Annotated in this window: 17 protein-coding genes and 1 pseudogene; 8 read left to right on the plus strand and 10 right to left on the minus strand. The window is 56.9% G+C overall.

Annotated features, from left to right (window positions below; genetic code table 11):
- The first annotated feature begins 7 nt into the window (after window positions 1-7).
- The 7 genes and pseudogenes from C4K39_RS15325 (at window position 8) to C4K39_RS15350 (ending at window position 3,978) form a co-directional block, all read left to right on the plus strand.
- Window positions 8-1,438: a PfaD family polyunsaturated fatty acid/polyketide biosynthesis protein gene (locus tag C4K39_RS15325; RefSeq protein ID WP_217884143.1), complete on the plus strand. Its 1,431-nt coding sequence runs from the start codon at window positions 8-10 to the stop codon at window positions 1,436-1,438.
- Window positions 1,439-1,797: 359 nt separating this feature from the next.
- Window positions 1,798-1,881: pseudogene (locus C4K39_RS15330) on the plus strand (DUF4113 domain-containing protein); the annotation flags it as partial.
- Window positions 1,882-2,048: 167 nt separating this feature from the next.
- Window positions 2,049-2,192 (plus strand): hypothetical protein, encoded by a 144-nt coding sequence (locus C4K39_RS31520; RefSeq protein WP_164487291.1) that lies wholly within the window; start codon window positions 2,049-2,051, stop codon window positions 2,190-2,192.
- A gap of 77 nt (window positions 2,193-2,269) precedes the next feature.
- Window positions 2,270-2,575 (plus strand): hypothetical protein, encoded by a 306-nt coding sequence (locus C4K39_RS15335; protein ID WP_124346869.1) that lies wholly within the window; start codon window positions 2,270-2,272, stop codon window positions 2,573-2,575.
- Between the two features lie 112 nt (window positions 2,576-2,687).
- Entirely contained in the window at window positions 2,688-3,161 is a 474-nt protein-coding gene (locus C4K39_RS31675) for a hypothetical protein (protein WP_178083970.1), read from the plus strand.
- Between the two features lie 125 nt (window positions 3,162-3,286).
- Window positions 3,287-3,757 (plus strand): P-loop NTPase family protein, encoded by a 471-nt coding sequence (locus tag C4K39_RS15345; protein ID WP_124346870.1) that lies wholly within the window; start codon window positions 3,287-3,289, stop codon window positions 3,755-3,757.
- A 38-nt stretch (window positions 3,758-3,795) separates the two neighbouring features.
- Window positions 3,796-3,978, plus strand: coding sequence for a hypothetical protein (locus tag C4K39_RS15350; protein ID WP_124346871.1), 183 nt, complete (start codon window positions 3,796-3,798; stop codon window positions 3,976-3,978).
- A gap of 126 nt (window positions 3,979-4,104) precedes the next feature.
- On the opposite strand, the gene C4K39_RS15355 is transcribed toward C4K39_RS15350, so the two are convergent.
- Both C4K39_RS15355 and C4K39_RS15360 read right to left on the minus strand, forming a co-directional pair.
- On the minus strand, window positions 4,105-4,470 hold the full coding sequence (locus tag C4K39_RS15355; protein WP_124346872.1) for a type II toxin-antitoxin system RelE/ParE family toxin: 366 nt from the start codon (window positions 4,468-4,470) through the stop codon (window positions 4,105-4,107).
- Window positions 4,467-4,745: a type II toxin-antitoxin system ParD family antitoxin gene (locus tag C4K39_RS15360; protein ID WP_124346873.1), complete on the minus strand. Its 279-nt coding sequence runs from the start codon at window positions 4,743-4,745 to the stop codon at window positions 4,467-4,469. Before C4K39_RS15360 ends, C4K39_RS15355 begins: the two co-directional genes overlap by 4 nt.
- A gap of 114 nt (window positions 4,746-4,859) precedes the next feature.
- On the opposite strand from C4K39_RS15360, the gene C4K39_RS15365 reads away from it, so the two are divergent.
- A complete protein-coding gene (locus C4K39_RS15365; protein WP_124346874.1) occupies window positions 4,860-5,210 on the plus strand; it encodes a hypothetical protein in 351 nt (116 codons plus the stop codon).
- A 45-nt stretch (window positions 5,211-5,255) separates the two neighbouring features.
- On the opposite strand, the gene C4K39_RS15370 is transcribed toward C4K39_RS15365, so the two are convergent.
- From C4K39_RS15370 to C4K39_RS15405, 8 genes are all read right to left on the minus strand, one after another.
- Window positions 5,256-6,782: a conjugal transfer protein TraG N-terminal domain-containing protein gene (locus C4K39_RS15370; protein WP_124346875.1), complete on the minus strand. Its 1,527-nt coding sequence runs from the start codon at window positions 6,780-6,782 to the stop codon at window positions 5,256-5,258.
- Window positions 6,779-7,138, minus strand: coding sequence for a hypothetical protein (locus C4K39_RS15375; RefSeq protein WP_124346876.1), 360 nt, complete (start codon window positions 7,136-7,138; stop codon window positions 6,779-6,781). The genes C4K39_RS15370 and C4K39_RS15375 overlap by 4 nt, the downstream gene beginning before the upstream one ends.
- 3 nt (window positions 7,139-7,141) lie before the next feature.
- On the minus strand, window positions 7,142-8,497 hold the full coding sequence (locus C4K39_RS15380; protein ID WP_124346877.1) for an integrating conjugative element protein: 1,356 nt from the start codon (window positions 8,495-8,497) through the stop codon (window positions 7,142-7,144).
- 20 nt (window positions 8,498-8,517) lie between these two features.
- On the minus strand, window positions 8,518-9,456 hold the full coding sequence (locus C4K39_RS15385) for a TIGR03756 family integrating conjugative element protein (RefSeq protein WP_124346878.1): 939 nt from the start codon (window positions 9,454-9,456) through the stop codon (window positions 8,518-8,520).
- Window positions 9,453-9,881, minus strand: coding sequence for a TIGR03757 family integrating conjugative element protein (locus C4K39_RS15390; protein ID WP_124346879.1), 429 nt, complete (start codon window positions 9,879-9,881; stop codon window positions 9,453-9,455). Before C4K39_RS15390 ends, C4K39_RS15385 begins: the two co-directional genes overlap by 4 nt.
- A 214-nt stretch (window positions 9,882-10,095) precedes the next feature.
- The gene (locus tag C4K39_RS15395) at window positions 10,096-10,773 is read right to left on the minus strand and encodes a DsbA family protein (protein WP_124346880.1); all 678 of its coding nucleotides are present in this window, start codon (window positions 10,771-10,773) and stop codon (window positions 10,096-10,098) included.
- The gene (locus tag C4K39_RS15400; RefSeq protein WP_124346881.1) at window positions 10,770-11,075 is read right to left on the minus strand and encodes a hypothetical protein; all 306 of its coding nucleotides are present in this window, start codon (window positions 11,073-11,075) and stop codon (window positions 10,770-10,772) included. Before C4K39_RS15400 ends, C4K39_RS15395 begins: the two co-directional genes overlap by 4 nt.
- Window positions 11,072-13,996, minus strand: a complete 2,925-nt coding sequence (locus C4K39_RS15405) for a conjugative transfer ATPase (protein WP_124346882.1) — start codon at window positions 13,994-13,996, stop codon at window positions 11,072-11,074. Before C4K39_RS15405 ends, C4K39_RS15400 begins: the two co-directional genes overlap by 4 nt.
- Window position 13,997 lies beyond the last annotated feature (1 nt).

A 13,997-nucleotide genomic window follows, 5' to 3' on the forward strand; every position in this document is an offset into this window, starting at 1 on the left:
CATGGATATGGGAAATGCTCCCGACCCAATGACACGGATGGTCGGCACCGCGACAAGCGAACGGCGCCAAGGCGGGCAGGACCTGGGCAGTGCGCTGTTCCGCCGGCGCTACGGCTTGAAGTACGCCTATGTCGCCGGAGCCATGTATCGCGGCACTGCTTCACCGCAGCTGGTGATCCGCCTGGGCCGGGCCGGCCTGCTCGGCTACCTGGGGACCGGAGGCTTGAGCCTGGCGCAGATCGAACAGGCGATCGGCACGCTGCAAGCCGCGCTGCCGGCGGGCGAGCCCTACGGGCTGAACCTGCTGGCGGAGTACGACGATCCTCGTCATGAGCGAGCGACGGTGGAGATGTACCTGGCCCGCGGCATTCGCAATATCGAGGCGGCGGCCTTCATCGAGATCACATTGCCGCTGGTGCTGTTCCGGCTGCGCGGACTTGCGCGCGACGCCGACGGCACGCTGGTGTGCAGGCACCGGGTGCTGGCCAAGGTCTCGCGGCTCGAGGTGGCCGAAGCCTTCATGAGCCCGGCGCCGGAGGCGCTGGTGGCGGCGCTGCGCAGGGCCGGGGATATCACCGAGGAGCAGGCCGAACTGGCTCGGCAGGTACCCATGAGCCATGACATCTGCGTCGAAGCCGATTCCGGCGGGCATACCGATGGCGGTATCCCGACCATCGTGCTGCCGGCAATGTTGCAGTTGCGCGACGCACTGCAAGCCCGGGCGGGGTATGCCGAGCCCATCTGCCTCGGCCTGGCTGGGGGCATCGGCACTCCCGCAGCCGCGGCGGCGGCCTTCGCGATGGGGGCCGACTTCATCCTGACCGGGTCGATCAACCAGTGTACGGTCGAGTCGGGCGCCACGGACCTGGTCAAGACCATGCTGCAGGACGTGAGCATCCACGACATGGCCTATGCCCCGGCGGGGGACCTGTTCGAGCGGGGGAGCAGGGTGCAGGTACTCAAGCGAGGGGTGTTGTTTCCCATGCGGGCCAACCGCCTGTATGCGCTCTACTGTCATTACGAGAGCCTCGAGGCGATACCGCATAACATTCGCGGCGTGCTGGAGCGGCTGTTCTTCAAGCGCACGCTGGAGCAGGTCTGGCAAGAGTGCGAGCACTATCTGCTGGCCCAGGGCCGCGAAGCAGACCTGGCCCTGGCCCGAAGCAACCCCAAGGTGCGCATGGCCCGGGTGTTTCGTTGGTACTTCGCCTACTCGACCAAGCTGGCCTTCAGCGGCGAAAGCGCGGACCAGGCCAACTATCAGGTACAGACCGGCCCGGCGCTCGGCGCCTTCAACCAGTGGGTCAAGGGCACGCCCCTGGAATCCTGGCAGCGGCGGCATGTGGACGAGATTGCCACGAGCTTGATGGAGGCTACGGCACAGCACCTGCAGGCGCTGCAGATGATGCTGGTCAGTCCACAGGAAGCCATCCCATGAGCTGAGCGTCCCCCAGCAGGTTCGGTGCGTAGGCAGAGACTACCCGCTGTACAGCGGCAACGGGCTCCTGCCAGAGTATTTAGCCGGCACAGAACCGATCTGAGGCCTTCGCCGCCTATTAACCTAAGTTGGCTAGTCGCGGTAGTTGATCGAAGGGGGGAGTGTGCTCGGCGGTACGGTCTGCCTGGACTTCGAAGAAGATGATTACAGGTGCTTACGGTACCTTTAAAAATCAGCTTTTCCATTTTACCCGCTGGCAGCGGCCATTTTGGATAGGGCTTTTACCATTCTGATCCATTCCATTAGCCGTTAAACTCCATTTGTCCCTGGGCCATTTCCCTTTAGAGGACTCCCAAGAACCTGCCTGGGGCATGCGCAGAGAGATGATGAGCCGCAGCTACACCACACGACTAGAGCAACTCTGGACGGTTCACTGTCATTGAAGCCTTCCGCCCGTCGACCTCTAAAAATGAGAGCCTATTCAACTAATCATTTTCTAATGCGCTGAATCAGCTGTTCGGCGAGGGTGTTCTCAGCTTCACCGCCCAGCCCAGCACCTGCTGGGCAGCTGCAGATGAATTCCCCCCTCTCAATAGAAGGATCCCGCACCATGCGCGACTTCCTGAACAAGCCTGCCACCTACGACAGCCAAACCGTGATCCAGGCGGCCCGTCGCGAGATTGACCGGCGGGCCTGGACCCGCAGCGAGGGCACGACCTCGCCCAACACCTGCGTGCGGCGCGTGACGAGCTGACCGCGTACCTGGCCAATCTCGACAAGCGCAACCAGATCAGCGGCGCTGTATTCAGCTACCTGAGCAGCGCGGTAGCCGTGGAACTGGAGTACGTGCAGAAAGCGGCCGAAGCGGCCGATGCCGACGGCGTGTCGACGCGCCATCAGCCCCGCCCTGGGCTGGGTCTGGAGCGGGCGGTGGGCATTGATATTGATCCGGGTTGCGTGGAGCTGGTGCAGCGCTTTCAAACCATCGACCGCCAGGTGCATGACCTGGTGTTTGGTCCGTCTGGCTACGATCACTCGGTGCTGGAGGCGCTGGAAACTGAGCTCGCTAATGTGGTTAATCAGGTGATGTTTCAACTGAGTGTGGCGCTGCGCGGGTGCGGCTACCTGCACGACTGAAAAGCCCCCGCCACCGACACGGCGCACAACATTTAGTACCTATGAGCAGCTGATTGAACAGAACATCTTGTGTTTAAAGGGAGAGTTTATGCCTAGAACGATGACTATGGTCATGACCAAGACCAACAACGGCGACGGCAATTTGCCAGGGCGATTCGTGCCTGGGGCCGGCGCCGGTCGAGGATGGTTTCAGCTCAAGCCTTGTGGGGCTGGCTATCCAGCGCACGATATTTTGTCCCACTCGCTTTGGATGTGGGACCGAGACAGCATGCTCATGGACTATGACGCTGAAATCGGCAGTGGCCGATTTGTGATTGTGGACGGTAATGCCCCAGCACCTGGAACAGAGATCGAGCTGGAGGACACCATCACTCCCTGCGAGGGGGCATCGCTGACGCTGACACTAGGTGCTGAAGGGATTGCCGCTCTCCAAAGCTACGCTCAGGCCCGTGAACAGCTAAAGGCCACCGGACCCAGCAACCTACAAGAATGGTCCCGCTGCCTTGAGCACTCTCAGCGAGAAGGCGCGCAGCTTGCTGCATGGGTACTCAAGGCATCGCAGATGACCCAAAGCCCACATGTCTAGGAAATCGTTTCTCGCATGCGAGAGATGCCCAAGCCCAGCCCCTGCGCTGGGCCGAGGTAGTAGACCCCATCTTGTGTCGCTGACCAGCTGATCAAACACAACATGTAGTGGTAGAGGGTTGAACCGTGAGTAAGAACAAATGCAGCGTAATCTTGCTAACCGGTCGCACAGGGGTTGGGAAGTCCACTCTTCTTGATCGGTTTGTGAAAAAGCACAAGGGTTCCGTACAGCTCTTTCGGCCCGTGAACCTCAGCGGTGATGTGTTCGACCTGTCTGCTGTTGACTGGGCGAACCATGCTGCCGTTGTAGTTGATGAGGTCGGTAACTGGGATCGAGCTTCGATCTGTTCCGCAATTCAAGCCCTTGAGGCCGAGTCGTTTACGAACGGGAAAAAGCTGGTTCTGGTCAGCATGTTTCCTGCAGACATGGATCATTACGGTATCGGCTTAGCTCGCAAGCACTTGGTTTCCGAGTTGGGAAAACCCAATAACGTTTCCAGCTTGCCATTCAGCTTCGACGGCACCCACGTTCAGTTCAAAGATGATGCTTGCACAGAACAGTTTTCGACAGGCATCGCCGCCAAGGTCGCAAGTTAAGGGAATTCGCCCAGGTACACCCAATAACGGAATTCGTGATGGCAAAAGCACTGATGTATCTGATGTTCGGCTGTGTCGTCCTGGCCCTTGCACTTGGGGTTATGCACCTTTTCGGCCTCAGCCTTGACCTGCCACTTGGTGCAAATGGCGCCGTTTACCTCGGTGTTGTGTTGGGTAGTGCCCTGTCACTTCATCGAATCTGCGAAAGCCCGAACAAGTAGGAGTTCGCCGCCGATCAAAAGCCCGCCATGCGCGGGCCTTGTCGGTAGGAACAGGCCGCTTTGGCCTACAGGATCGAGCAGGAAAAAATTATAAACAACCTCAAAACACACTCGCCCAGCTCGATTTTAGGGCTTCTGCAGGTAGCCCAAGTGTCGTGTGAGCTCCATTGCGTCATGCAAGACTCTCACGACCTCAACGACCTGATCCTCATTGGAGCGGTAGAACACGATGTGCCTGGGCCTTACCACTCGGCCTTCGGTATTCTCCGATCGGCAGAAGAACAGGTGCAGGCTTCGCAGGCCTGGCGAGATCTCCTCGCGAGTGACGCTGCCCAACCTCTCAGGCTCCTCTCCAAGGGATCGAAAAGTGTTCTGCAGGAGACTCTGGTACCGACGACGGGCACCCTCGCCAAACCTCACTTCTGTGTACCGTAGGATGTCTATGACGTCAGTTCGGGCCTGCTTCGAAATGTGTACCTGGAGCTGGCTCATTCTTTTTCGCTTGCCAGCTGGCCCAGGTTCTCGAAGTAAGCCTCCAGATCCTCAACAGCTACAGCATCAAACTGCCCAGACTCAAGCTCCATGATGCCGATCGATGTAGCGTTGCGCAGGGCTTCGAGCCTGGCGGACTCCGATGCTTCATGCTCGAGCAGCATTCGAAGGCCGGCGCGCACGACCTCGCTGAAGTTCTGGTAGCGGCCATCCCTTACCAGCTGGTCGATTGACTGTTCCATGGGGTTGGGGACTATGACGTTGTGTGTGGCCATGAGAGTGTCCTACGTGATGGGTGGCATGGCATTTTACGCCATGTCCCTTGCTAAAACATCAAAGGTGTCGTATACCTGAAAATATGGTGTTCTTACGGACTCGAGACATAGATCATGACAGCAGCAGCCACTACAACCTTTGCTCATCGCCTCGGTAGCGCACTGGGGACTGCGGCACGATTCTGTCTGCATGATCGCAACCCAATGGTCCGTTGGATCAAGCGCGCAATCGTTCTTGTAGTCTTGGGCGCTGTCCTGGTGAACTCATTCAGTTGGATCCTTTCTGCTCTTCTGACGACAATCTCTTTGGGCATCGGTCTGTACGCTTTTTCGAAGATTGATACCGATAACGTGGATTTCTTTAAAGAAGATAAAGCTACTTCTGAGAGTGAAGATCAGCAATATAGAGCGCCTTTTTACGGTGAATATGAGCACCCTGATTACTACTTATATTTCAATGATTGAGTTTTCCTCAAAATAATAAAGGCCAGCTATCTGCTGGCCTTTGATTTATCTTGAAGCGGTTTTTATTGCATCTCCTGCAAGTTTTCCTCCGTCCTTTCCTGCGGCTTGAGCATCTTTGGTTCCAGCAGAGAGCCCGCCAATGATATTTCCTGTTTTTACCCCTGCCCAAGCTAGAGCTACAACCCAGAACGTCGGCAAGATGATGAACATGGCCCCCATGACGAAGTTAAGGATTGCATCCTGAGTTGTAGTGTTTAGCCCCATCACCGGGTCAAACGAAAGATGCGGTGAGCCTGAGCCGTAAAGTACATCGATGATGGTGCTATCTACCCAACGTGCCAGCTGGAACCAAAAGTCGACAAAAATCAGTGCGAAGAACACCACTGACATGGTCATCGCAACATTCAGTTGGTAGGCACCAATAATCAGTACCAGGGGCAGGCAGATCACCATTGCCATCTTGAGGAAGGCCATCACCATCGGCAGCGCCTGACGAACGATATCCATCCCCGGAAAGTACGCCAGTGAGCCCACCCCAACTCCGAGTGTTCCACCGGCGCGAGCTAGCCCATTCCACATTGTCCCGCCGATCTGGCCACCATAGTCGGAGTACACGTCTCCATTGACCTGGCTGGACGGTGAGACGACCTGTCGAATCATCGAGTCCGTGACTTCGTCTTTAGACAGCCATTTCGCCCAGCCAAGAAACTTGTTCATCAGGGTGGGATCGACCTGCGCCTGCAGGCGATCTCGTAGCCCAATACTGCCGTCCGACCACCATTGCTTGCATGTCGGATAGCCTCCACCTCCGGTGACCTGGGGCAGCCCATCGTCTCGTTTAGCGTCATATGGCCATGCTGTGCGAGGAGTCTTGGAGTAGTCCGTGTCGTAATAGCCAGATGTGTTCAGCAGGAAGCGTGAACCGATCCAGTTGAGGTCCTGCAGGGTTTTGGGGTCCTTTGTGATAGAGCCGAGATCCGGCTGACGCATGAAGAGGCGCGCCCGGGAAGGGCCGAAGCAGTCGTGTGTGAAGTCAGCCACCTCTTGAGCAAGCAAGGGGTTATCAATCCGGATCGCGTCGACGTCCATCCGCATCTGCCTAAGATCGGTACCGCAGGGGATCGCCGCTACCGCTCCGCTGTTCAGGCCCTTGCTCAGCGAGTGCATTACAGCCCACCAGATCGGGATCCTTGCGCTCTTGCCGGTCAGCGAACTGAAGGTGGTATTCCATCCGGTATCGCTTGGGGCCGGCAGCAGCACTTGGCATTGCTTAGCCCTGGTCTGGTCGAACTGGAGGGTATCGAAGCCCACACTCATCACGGGGATGGCGCACAGAGAAACAACCACGTAACCGATGTACAGCTGGGTCTCAATCCTAGCCAGCGACAAGACCCCCTTGTTGCCTTCATCTGCACCTTCCTGGCGAACCTTGATCCATTCCCTCACGACGATGATCAAGAAGGGGAGAGCGAACAGGCCGGTGTCAGAGATCATGTCCCAGATACCGTTGTTGATCAGCCAGCCGACAAGTGTCAGGTAGAACTCCAGGTAGTCGTTCGTGTAGAGGGTCATAGAACTTCCTCCCAGGGGATCGGCGCCTTACTGACCTCTAGCACCAGGAACAACATGAGAACGAGCCCTTCGACTCGTATGAGGCGTTTTTGGGCTTGAGCAGAGGGTGGGAGTAGCTGTCGCTTCAAACGCAGCCAGACGAAGACGATGAGGCTGTAGAGGAACAGCCTCCACAGCGCCATTGTGAGGTAGTTATTGCTTCGCCATGTCGACCAGGTCTCCATGGCACCTAGATTGTTGAGTGCAATCAGGCTGATCACAACGCACACAATCATTAAAAACACACACAGGGCTAGGCCACCCGCCAGGCGCCTGAGTACCGTGGGCTTCTTCGCGAGGTCCTCTGGCAGGCTCATGAGTTACTCCCTGCCTGCAGGTTTCTGCAGCTGTTGCAGACGATCGCTTTCGGGAGCAGCTTGGTAGATCGTCCGAGAGTTCTCAGCGCGAGTCTTGCCGCGCTCAATGATCGCCATCGGTGAGTTGTTCGCCAGGTCGCGCCGAAGATCCAGCTCCATCTTGAGATTGTCGATTTCCTTCTGCAGAACCTCGGATTGGGTAGTTGTCTGTTCCACGGCCAGATTGTTCGCGGCGACGTTCGATTCTCGAGATCCTGTTATCAGCATGCGATTCAACATCAGCGCTTTGCCGAGAATGTCCGAGAGCGCCACTTCGGATGCCAAACGCTGTGCCAGCACTGCTTGATCGCGCTCATCCCTCAGTGCGTTGATCACACCGCGGGTAATTGGCAGAGAGTCGCTACTGGCCTCTCTTAGTTTTTCTGATGTGATGTGCGTACCAGGTTTCAGCAGATCCTGGATGGCTGTCAGTTTTTTATCGTAGGTTTCCTGGATCAGTGGCGTGAGCCCCACGCCGGGCGTCGAGGCACTGGAGCAGCCTTCGCAGGTTTTGATTTCTTGCTCGCCCAGGACCCGGTTCGCAAACTGCGCGGCTTCGGTAGGAGACTCCCAGTAACCACACACCAGGCCGTTCGAGCAGTTCGATTGTTGAACGCGGGAGGTCTCAGTAGCCGAGCGGCCATTGAGTAGGTTGTAGCCGGCTTTGACGACGTCGCTCACAACCTTGATGGGTTTTTGTCCTGAGCCGCCTGCTTGCTCACCTCCTACCCATGTAACCCCGGAGTTACCTGGGCCGTTTTCAACTTTGTCCACCACGGCAACAGCGTCATTCCCCGAGGACAAGGCCTGTCCCATTTTTTGTCCTTCTGCGACCTTCCCCCAGCCGGCCTGGCCACCCGCGATGTCGGCCATGCGCTCGGCCATTGCCCTGCAGGTACCCTTCGATCGATCGTAATCGAGGCGCGCCTGCAGGATGCCGTTAGTCAGCAGGTTGTACAGTGCGGGGTTTGCTCTTTGCAGAATCAATGCCGGCAGCGACATCACCGCGCCTGTAGCACTCTGGATGACGTTGCTCATGATGTTTTGAAAGCCCTGCGTGGCGCCGTTTAGCTGGTTCTCCAGGGTATGGCTCAAGTCCATGTTTCCGCAGATCAGGTTGTTCTGCCATCCAGCTCCGACGGTGATGCTTTCCATCTGCCCGGCGCTACCCATGCTCACAGCACTGCCCCCGCCGATGCTGTACAGCACGTCGTCGCCAATCACGCTGCCCTGAGACTCAACCTTGATTGGGTCAGCCGCAAAAGCCACGGTACCGCTCAAGCTGATGGCTAATCCGATAGCCTGGGTCATCTTCTTCATTCTTCACGTCCGTCGCTGAGTTATTGAAAGTCGGTGCTGCCGAGGAAAATTTGCCCGCGCCGTTGGCAGCACGAGTAGGGGCGCCAGAGAGCCCAGGCATAAGCGCCATTGGCCGCTTCCATATCTGTGCCTATTCCCCACCCGCTGGTAGGAAATGTTGCGCAGGTAAGGCTCAGGGAAGGCGTGAGTTGCTGCCACTTCCCGGTCGAGTAGTCGTCCTCGAGGAGTTCGCCGGCGGGCCAGTAGCCAGGCATTGGAAAGGTCCGCATTGGCACGTAGACGTGCGGTTGGCCCACACGTGTTGTGATATCGCCGGCACGTTGAGCGATCACCGCTGCTGCTTTGAAGTCGTCACTCTGGTGAATGAATCCGCTGCGCGGGTAGATGCTTCCCCACATGTTCGCGGACAGGAGGCCGCCAACCTCCCTCAGACCAGGTATCAGGGCCTCTGGATAGACGACCTCGGGGAGCCCATGGCGCCATGCAAGGGTGTCGAGGGTACTGAGCATGTATGGAACGAAGGGGAGGGTGGCACCTGGGCATGCGTAGCCCGAAGCGGCGGCAAACTTGCTGAAAACAGCCCCACCTGGGTGCCCGATTACGTCAGCGTTTTTGAACTTCGAGATGTTGTTTTCGGCGTTGTGGTTCGTTGTTCCGTTGTTCCCGGCTTGCGCTGTGGGATTCGGCATGCCCATTGGGCTGACTTCCACCCATGGGTTTTCGCCGGTATTGGCGTAGGCCGACACAACGGCGTCGGGCACGTAGTGACGGACCTTGACCGAGGTCTTGACCTTGCAACCGAAGGGCGTACACAGCAGCCAGTAGCAGATCCCTACAACCCGATAATCCAGGCAGGTCGGGGAGGCAGTAGACGCCACGATTGCCGCCGTGTTGATCGCGGCCGATGCTGAAAATGAAGTGAGCGCAGTCAGCGCAAATGCCAACGTGCGAGATCTCATTGCTGCCTCCTTGAGCGCTCGATAACTTTCAAGGCAACTGCAACGTCAGGTTGGCCGTAGACAACGTACTTTCGGTCGACTACTACAGCCGGGATCTTCTCAATGCCGGCACTCCAGGCATCAGTCAGCCCCTGCTGCGCTTTGGCCAACTCCCCGATTAGGCGGATGCCCTCTGCGCTCTTCATCATTCGTTGAGCAGCGATTGTGGCCTGCTGGGGATTGGGGGGAAGGTTACGTGATAGCTGGTTTTCCAGGCGCTCCTGGTCATCCAGCAAAATGACGCGAACCTGAACGCCTGCAGGAATCACCAGTGGATGCATGGAGTCGGTGACTGCCCATGCCTCAGCGTGAGCGTTTCCGAGTGCTAGTGAACCTAAGATGATGGTGGCGGCTTGCAGCCTGGCCAGAAGTGGGACGTTGAGCATGGGTCTGCACCTGGTCGTAATTTGACCGGTACAGCCTGGGTTTACTCACATCAGTGTGCAGCAGGAAATGGATATTCAGGGCGTTGGGTTTTTTTGCGTCCCTCCAGATATTAAGGGCAGGCCTCCAAAGAACAATGCCCCGATCCAAGACAGGTTGTTCTAGACCGAGGCAATGTACCGTCTGCCTGTTCGGCAGTGGGCTGTAGCAACTCTTTTAGCTACCCTTGGGGCCACCTATCGGTTGGAATGCCAAACTGTCCATTGCCGAAAGTATCGATACTTCGTCAATAGGGCCTTCAAGTCGGACAGAACGTCCTGTTTGGGTATCAGTAATCTCTATTGTCGGTGTTGCTGCTACTCCAGCCTGCTGTGCCAACTGCAGTTGCCGATCGACCTCTTGAGCGACCTCTGTATCGAGAGCCGCACATCTATCAAGCTCTGCTATGTCGATACCCGACAGGACAATAGGCGTGACCAGTCCCTGGCCATCGCCCCGCGTGTGCTGCAGGACCTGCTCTATCGCATTCCAGAATGCCTTACCCCCTCCAAGTTTGCCGGCACATTGCACCATGCGCGCCTCTTTAAGCGCTGCAGCTCCATGCATCTGCAGTGGAAAATGGTGCCAGACGAGGTTGACGTCTGTTTGCCCATCGATCCACTGCATGAGTTGTGGGGTGTAAGTCCTGCAGTACGGACACTCGAGGTCGGCATACTCGGTGATGGTCCACCTGGCATCCGGTTTACCATAGAGCCAGGAACTCTCTTGCCCCTTGTTCGAGCCACCTGGTGGTTTGCTTTTCGACAGGTACACCACAGGAATCGCGACAAACGTGATTAATGCGACGGCCGCGATGATCGCAAAAAGGACTATGTCCTTACGCTTTGCGTTCATGTCTTAGGTTCCTCGGTGGCCTTAGAGATCTCTGCCAGTAGCTTTTGTCGTTCCAGGGCCGCTAGAAGGTCCTTCAAGGCGTCTTCCTGTTGTGGGTGTCGCTGTAACCACTCGTTCAGTGCTGACTGAATCCGTGGCATCACTTCGCGTCGATCAAGAGCATTACTTTTGATCTGTTGCAGCTCTTCGATCAGTACAGGGGCACACACCTCGAGCGCCTGCAGGGCATCCTCGCCCGGGCTTTTAAGCAGCTGGGTCAGGCTCTCGATTAAATTCTGGGTCAAGGTATTGAGGACTCTCATGCCTGGTGCTCCATGGCCTTGTTTTCAGGAAATTTGATGGGGAACGATGCGATACCGCGCTGCCGATCGAGATCCGCGGCTACTTGAAGTGCTGCATGAAGCTCATCGCATCCCAGCTCCTGCATGATCTTGAAGCGCTGGGCCTTTTCTTCACTTTCGGTCATGGCAAGGGCGAGATATAGGCTCGGTGGTACTACACGGAAGAGGAACTCTTTGCCTTTGCCCAGAAGCACACCTTCGGTGAATTTCCCGCTCTCCTTACTTGCAGAAAGGATCATTTTTTTCTGTGCTGACGTGAGCTCTCGGAAATTTGCAATTTTTTCGACCTCATCGGGCGGCATATTGAGGCACATCCACCACTCAATCATGTTGAGCATAGGGGCACCGGAGGCTGGGATATCATCGATGTTTTGTGTTGCTAGCCAGAACCAAGCACCGAGCTTTCGCCACATTTTCGTGATCTTCATGGCGTAAGGGAGCAGCAGGGGGTGCTTAGTGATGATGTGGCCTTCGTCAGTGATTTTGACGATCGGGCGCCCTTTGTACTGATCGCGTTCGGCGATGTTGTTCACTGTGTTGAGCATTGAGATGTAGGCGATCGCAAGCTGGGCCGCATAGCCTTCGCGAGCGTATGTTGCGAAATCAACGACAGTCAGGTCCGCCTCCGGCCATGGGGTGCCTTCGCGGTTGAACATCTCGCCGTCCGCACCCATGGTGAACATGTCCATCGCCTCAGCCATTTCCGAAAGCCGGTTTCGCCTAGTTTCGGGGGTTCCTTCGTTACGAGAGGCCTCGTACAGGGCATCACGCACATCCTGGGTCAACACCACGCGCCCCGCCTTCACGCAGGTATTGGCAGCGGCAAGAATGGCTTGTCGGATGGCGCTTCGGTCGGCCCTGGTCATGCGTTCATCTTCTTTTTCTTCGCCGCCAGTGATCATCAAACGAGCAATGATCTCCATTTCGCCGAGGATGTCCCGCTGCTCATCTTCCATCTCTGCGCGCTGGGAAGTGGCGTCGGAGGCCTCGATGTCGTCCGCATCGAGGACTTTGACCATATTTGGGGTCTGGACCAGTTTGATGGCATCTGCAAAGGGGGCAAGACTCACGCCGGAACCCGGCGCTAGGCGTACTCTATGCACCGACAGCCCCAAGTTCTGTGCGAACTGTGCCAGTAAGCCGAAGCTGTTACCGGCCTCGGCGACGTACATCCGAGGACCGTAAATCGCAAGCATCTGGCAGATCACGTTTGTCAGGGATGCGGACTTGCCCGATCCGGTTGGGCCGAAAATAAAGCCATGGGCATTCATTTGCCGGTCAAGCCGGTTGAAGGGATCGAATGTGAGGGGCGCACCGCCGCGGTTGAAAAATGTGAATCCTGGGTGGCCGGTTCCTGTCGAGCGCCCCCAGATCGGGGCCAGATTCGCAATATGCTGAACGAACATCAACTGGACGTACCAGTCCATGGCTCGACGTTCGTTCGGATCGAAGTTGCAAGGCAACCAGCGCAGATAGCTGTTGAGAGGTGCGACTTCATCTTGCGGCATCACTGGATGCATGCCGGCAGCTTGCAGTACGTTGCAGAGCTGGGTTGATCGCTGATCCAGCTCGAACCTGTCTTTGCCGCTCAGAAAGAAGGCCACGCTGGCGCGATAAAGTTTGTGCTTGCGACCAAGGATGGTGCGAGCAGTTTCAACGTCTTGCCGCGTGTGCAGCGAGGCCTGAGTATCGCCAACCGCTTTCTTTGACAGCTGCTCGAGGTGCCCCTCGAGGAGGTCCTGGGGTGTCGGCACCATGGTGATGCAAAGTGTTGTGTTCTCAGGTAGACGGTCAAATAGGGCGTTGAGCGCATCTGCTTGTCTAATTTCACCCGTTAGATGACCGGTCTTAGGCGGGTTTTTCAACCGGTCGAGCATCACTACTCGATGGGGTCTGCCATCGAAAACCCACAGGCCTTTATCAACGTCTGACAGCGGCTCTCTGAAAAAAAGGTTCTGCGAAAAATCAGTGCCGCTGGCTAGGGGAAGCTCACCGTCCTCGAGGTCACGGGGCGGCTCACATACTTGTTCGTAGAACCGTCGAATGTCCTGGTCACTGTCGCCTAGATGATCAGGGTATGGATTGAACCAACGGATCAACCAATTTTGGATTCCCGTTTCGTCTAGGCGTTTTGCAACCACGCCGGCATTTGCCAGGGCGCCGATGAGTCGCTCGCAGATCAGTTTCAGGTAGGAGCCAGGATCTTGGCCGCGCACGTTGAGATCCTGTTTTTTCACCCGACGATATACGACCAGGCGAACCTTACGGTTCTGACCCCGCCATGGCAGCTTGCTGACCGTCGTATCTTCGAAAAGTCCACCAGGTTTTGAAATCGCGTCCAGGTGACGCTGAAAGAGGGCCAGGTAGAGCTTGGTGAACTCACTCCCCTGTACTCGAGGGTGCACGTATTTGTTCAGATTTTCCCGGTACTCGTCCCAGCGTGTTTCGTCTTGGGCATAGAGTTGTAGCACCCAGGGCGAGCTTTCCAGCTCATCCAAGCTGTCCTGCAGAGCATTTTCAAGTGCGTCCCTGGCAAGATGTAGCCATTCGGCTTCTCGACCCTCGGTCCCGATCGGTACAAGCTCAAAGAAAGCCGCGCGCGATACCCCGTCCTCGAGCAGCATGGCCTGCTCCTCAGGTAAGTATTCGACCCAGGGCAATAGGTCCACAATCGACGGAGCAACTTCGTAGAGCTTCGATACATCCCTCTTTTTGGCCGGTTGCGACCCTTCACTTGGAGTGGGGATTCCCAGCGCCTGCAGGCGCTCCAGGTAGCGCTCCCGCGCTTGTTCTAGATCAGGGTGAACAGGTTCACTTGTTAGTTGTTCATCAGACTCAACCGCGAGGTTGAGTTTGTCGCGCAGGCGCTCGAAGAATCCCATC

Source organism: Pseudomonas sessilinigenes (genome assembly GCF_003850565.1).
Taxonomy (GTDB): domain Bacteria; phylum Pseudomonadota; class Gammaproteobacteria; order Pseudomonadales; family Pseudomonadaceae; genus Aquipseudomonas; species Aquipseudomonas sessilinigenes.

What these genes read in the sequence shown, in the direction of transcription:
- C4K39_RS15390 (WP_124346879.1), bottom strand. Translation starts at nt 9,881, where the DNA reads ATGCTCAACGTCCCACTTCTGGCCAGGCTGCAAGCCGCCACCATCATC.
- C4K39_RS31675 (WP_178083970.1), top strand. Translation starts at nt 2,688, where the DNA reads ATGACCAAGACCAACAACGGCGACGGCAATTTGCCAGGGCGATTCGTG.
- C4K39_RS15365 (WP_124346874.1), top strand. Translation starts at nt 4,860, where the DNA reads ATGACAGCAGCAGCCACTACAACCTTTGCTCATCGCCTCGGTAGCGCA.
- C4K39_RS15360 (WP_124346873.1), bottom strand. Translation starts at nt 4,745, where the DNA reads ATGGCCACACACAACGTCATAGTCCCCAACCCCATGGAACAGTCAATC.
- C4K39_RS15405 (WP_124346882.1), bottom strand. Translation starts at nt 13,996, where the DNA reads ATGGGATTCTTCGAGCGCCTGCGCGACAAACTCAACCTCGCGGTTGAG.
- C4K39_RS15375 (WP_124346876.1), bottom strand. Translation starts at nt 7,138, where the DNA reads ATGAGCCTGCCAGAGGACCTCGCGAAGAAGCCCACGGTACTCAGGCGC.
- C4K39_RS15350 (WP_124346871.1), top strand. Translation starts at nt 3,796, where the DNA reads ATGGCAAAAGCACTGATGTATCTGATGTTCGGCTGTGTCGTCCTGGCC.
- C4K39_RS15370 (WP_124346875.1), bottom strand. Translation starts at nt 6,782, where the DNA reads ATGACCCTCTACACGAACGACTACCTGGAGTTCTACCTGACACTTGTC.
- C4K39_RS15395 (WP_124346880.1), bottom strand. Translation starts at nt 10,773, where the DNA reads ATGAACGCAAAGCGTAAGGACATAGTCCTTTTTGCGATCATCGCGGCC.
- C4K39_RS15355 (WP_124346872.1), bottom strand. Translation starts at nt 4,470, where the DNA reads ATGAGCCAGCTCCAGGTACACATTTCGAAGCAGGCCCGAACTGACGTC.
- C4K39_RS15325 (WP_217884143.1), top strand. Translation starts at nt 8, where the DNA reads ATGGGAAATGCTCCCGACCCAATGACACGGATGGTCGGCACCGCGACA.
- C4K39_RS31520 (WP_164487291.1), top strand. Translation starts at nt 2,049, where the DNA reads ATGCGCGACTTCCTGAACAAGCCTGCCACCTACGACAGCCAAACCGTG.
- C4K39_RS15385 (WP_124346878.1), bottom strand. Translation starts at nt 9,456, where the DNA reads ATGAGATCTCGCACGTTGGCATTTGCGCTGACTGCGCTCACTTCATTT.
- C4K39_RS15400 (WP_124346881.1), bottom strand. Translation starts at nt 11,075, where the DNA reads ATGAGAGTCCTCAATACCTTGACCCAGAATTTAATCGAGAGCCTGACC.
- C4K39_RS15380 (WP_124346877.1), bottom strand. Translation starts at nt 8,497, where the DNA reads ATGAAGAAGATGACCCAGGCTATCGGATTAGCCATCAGCTTGAGCGGT.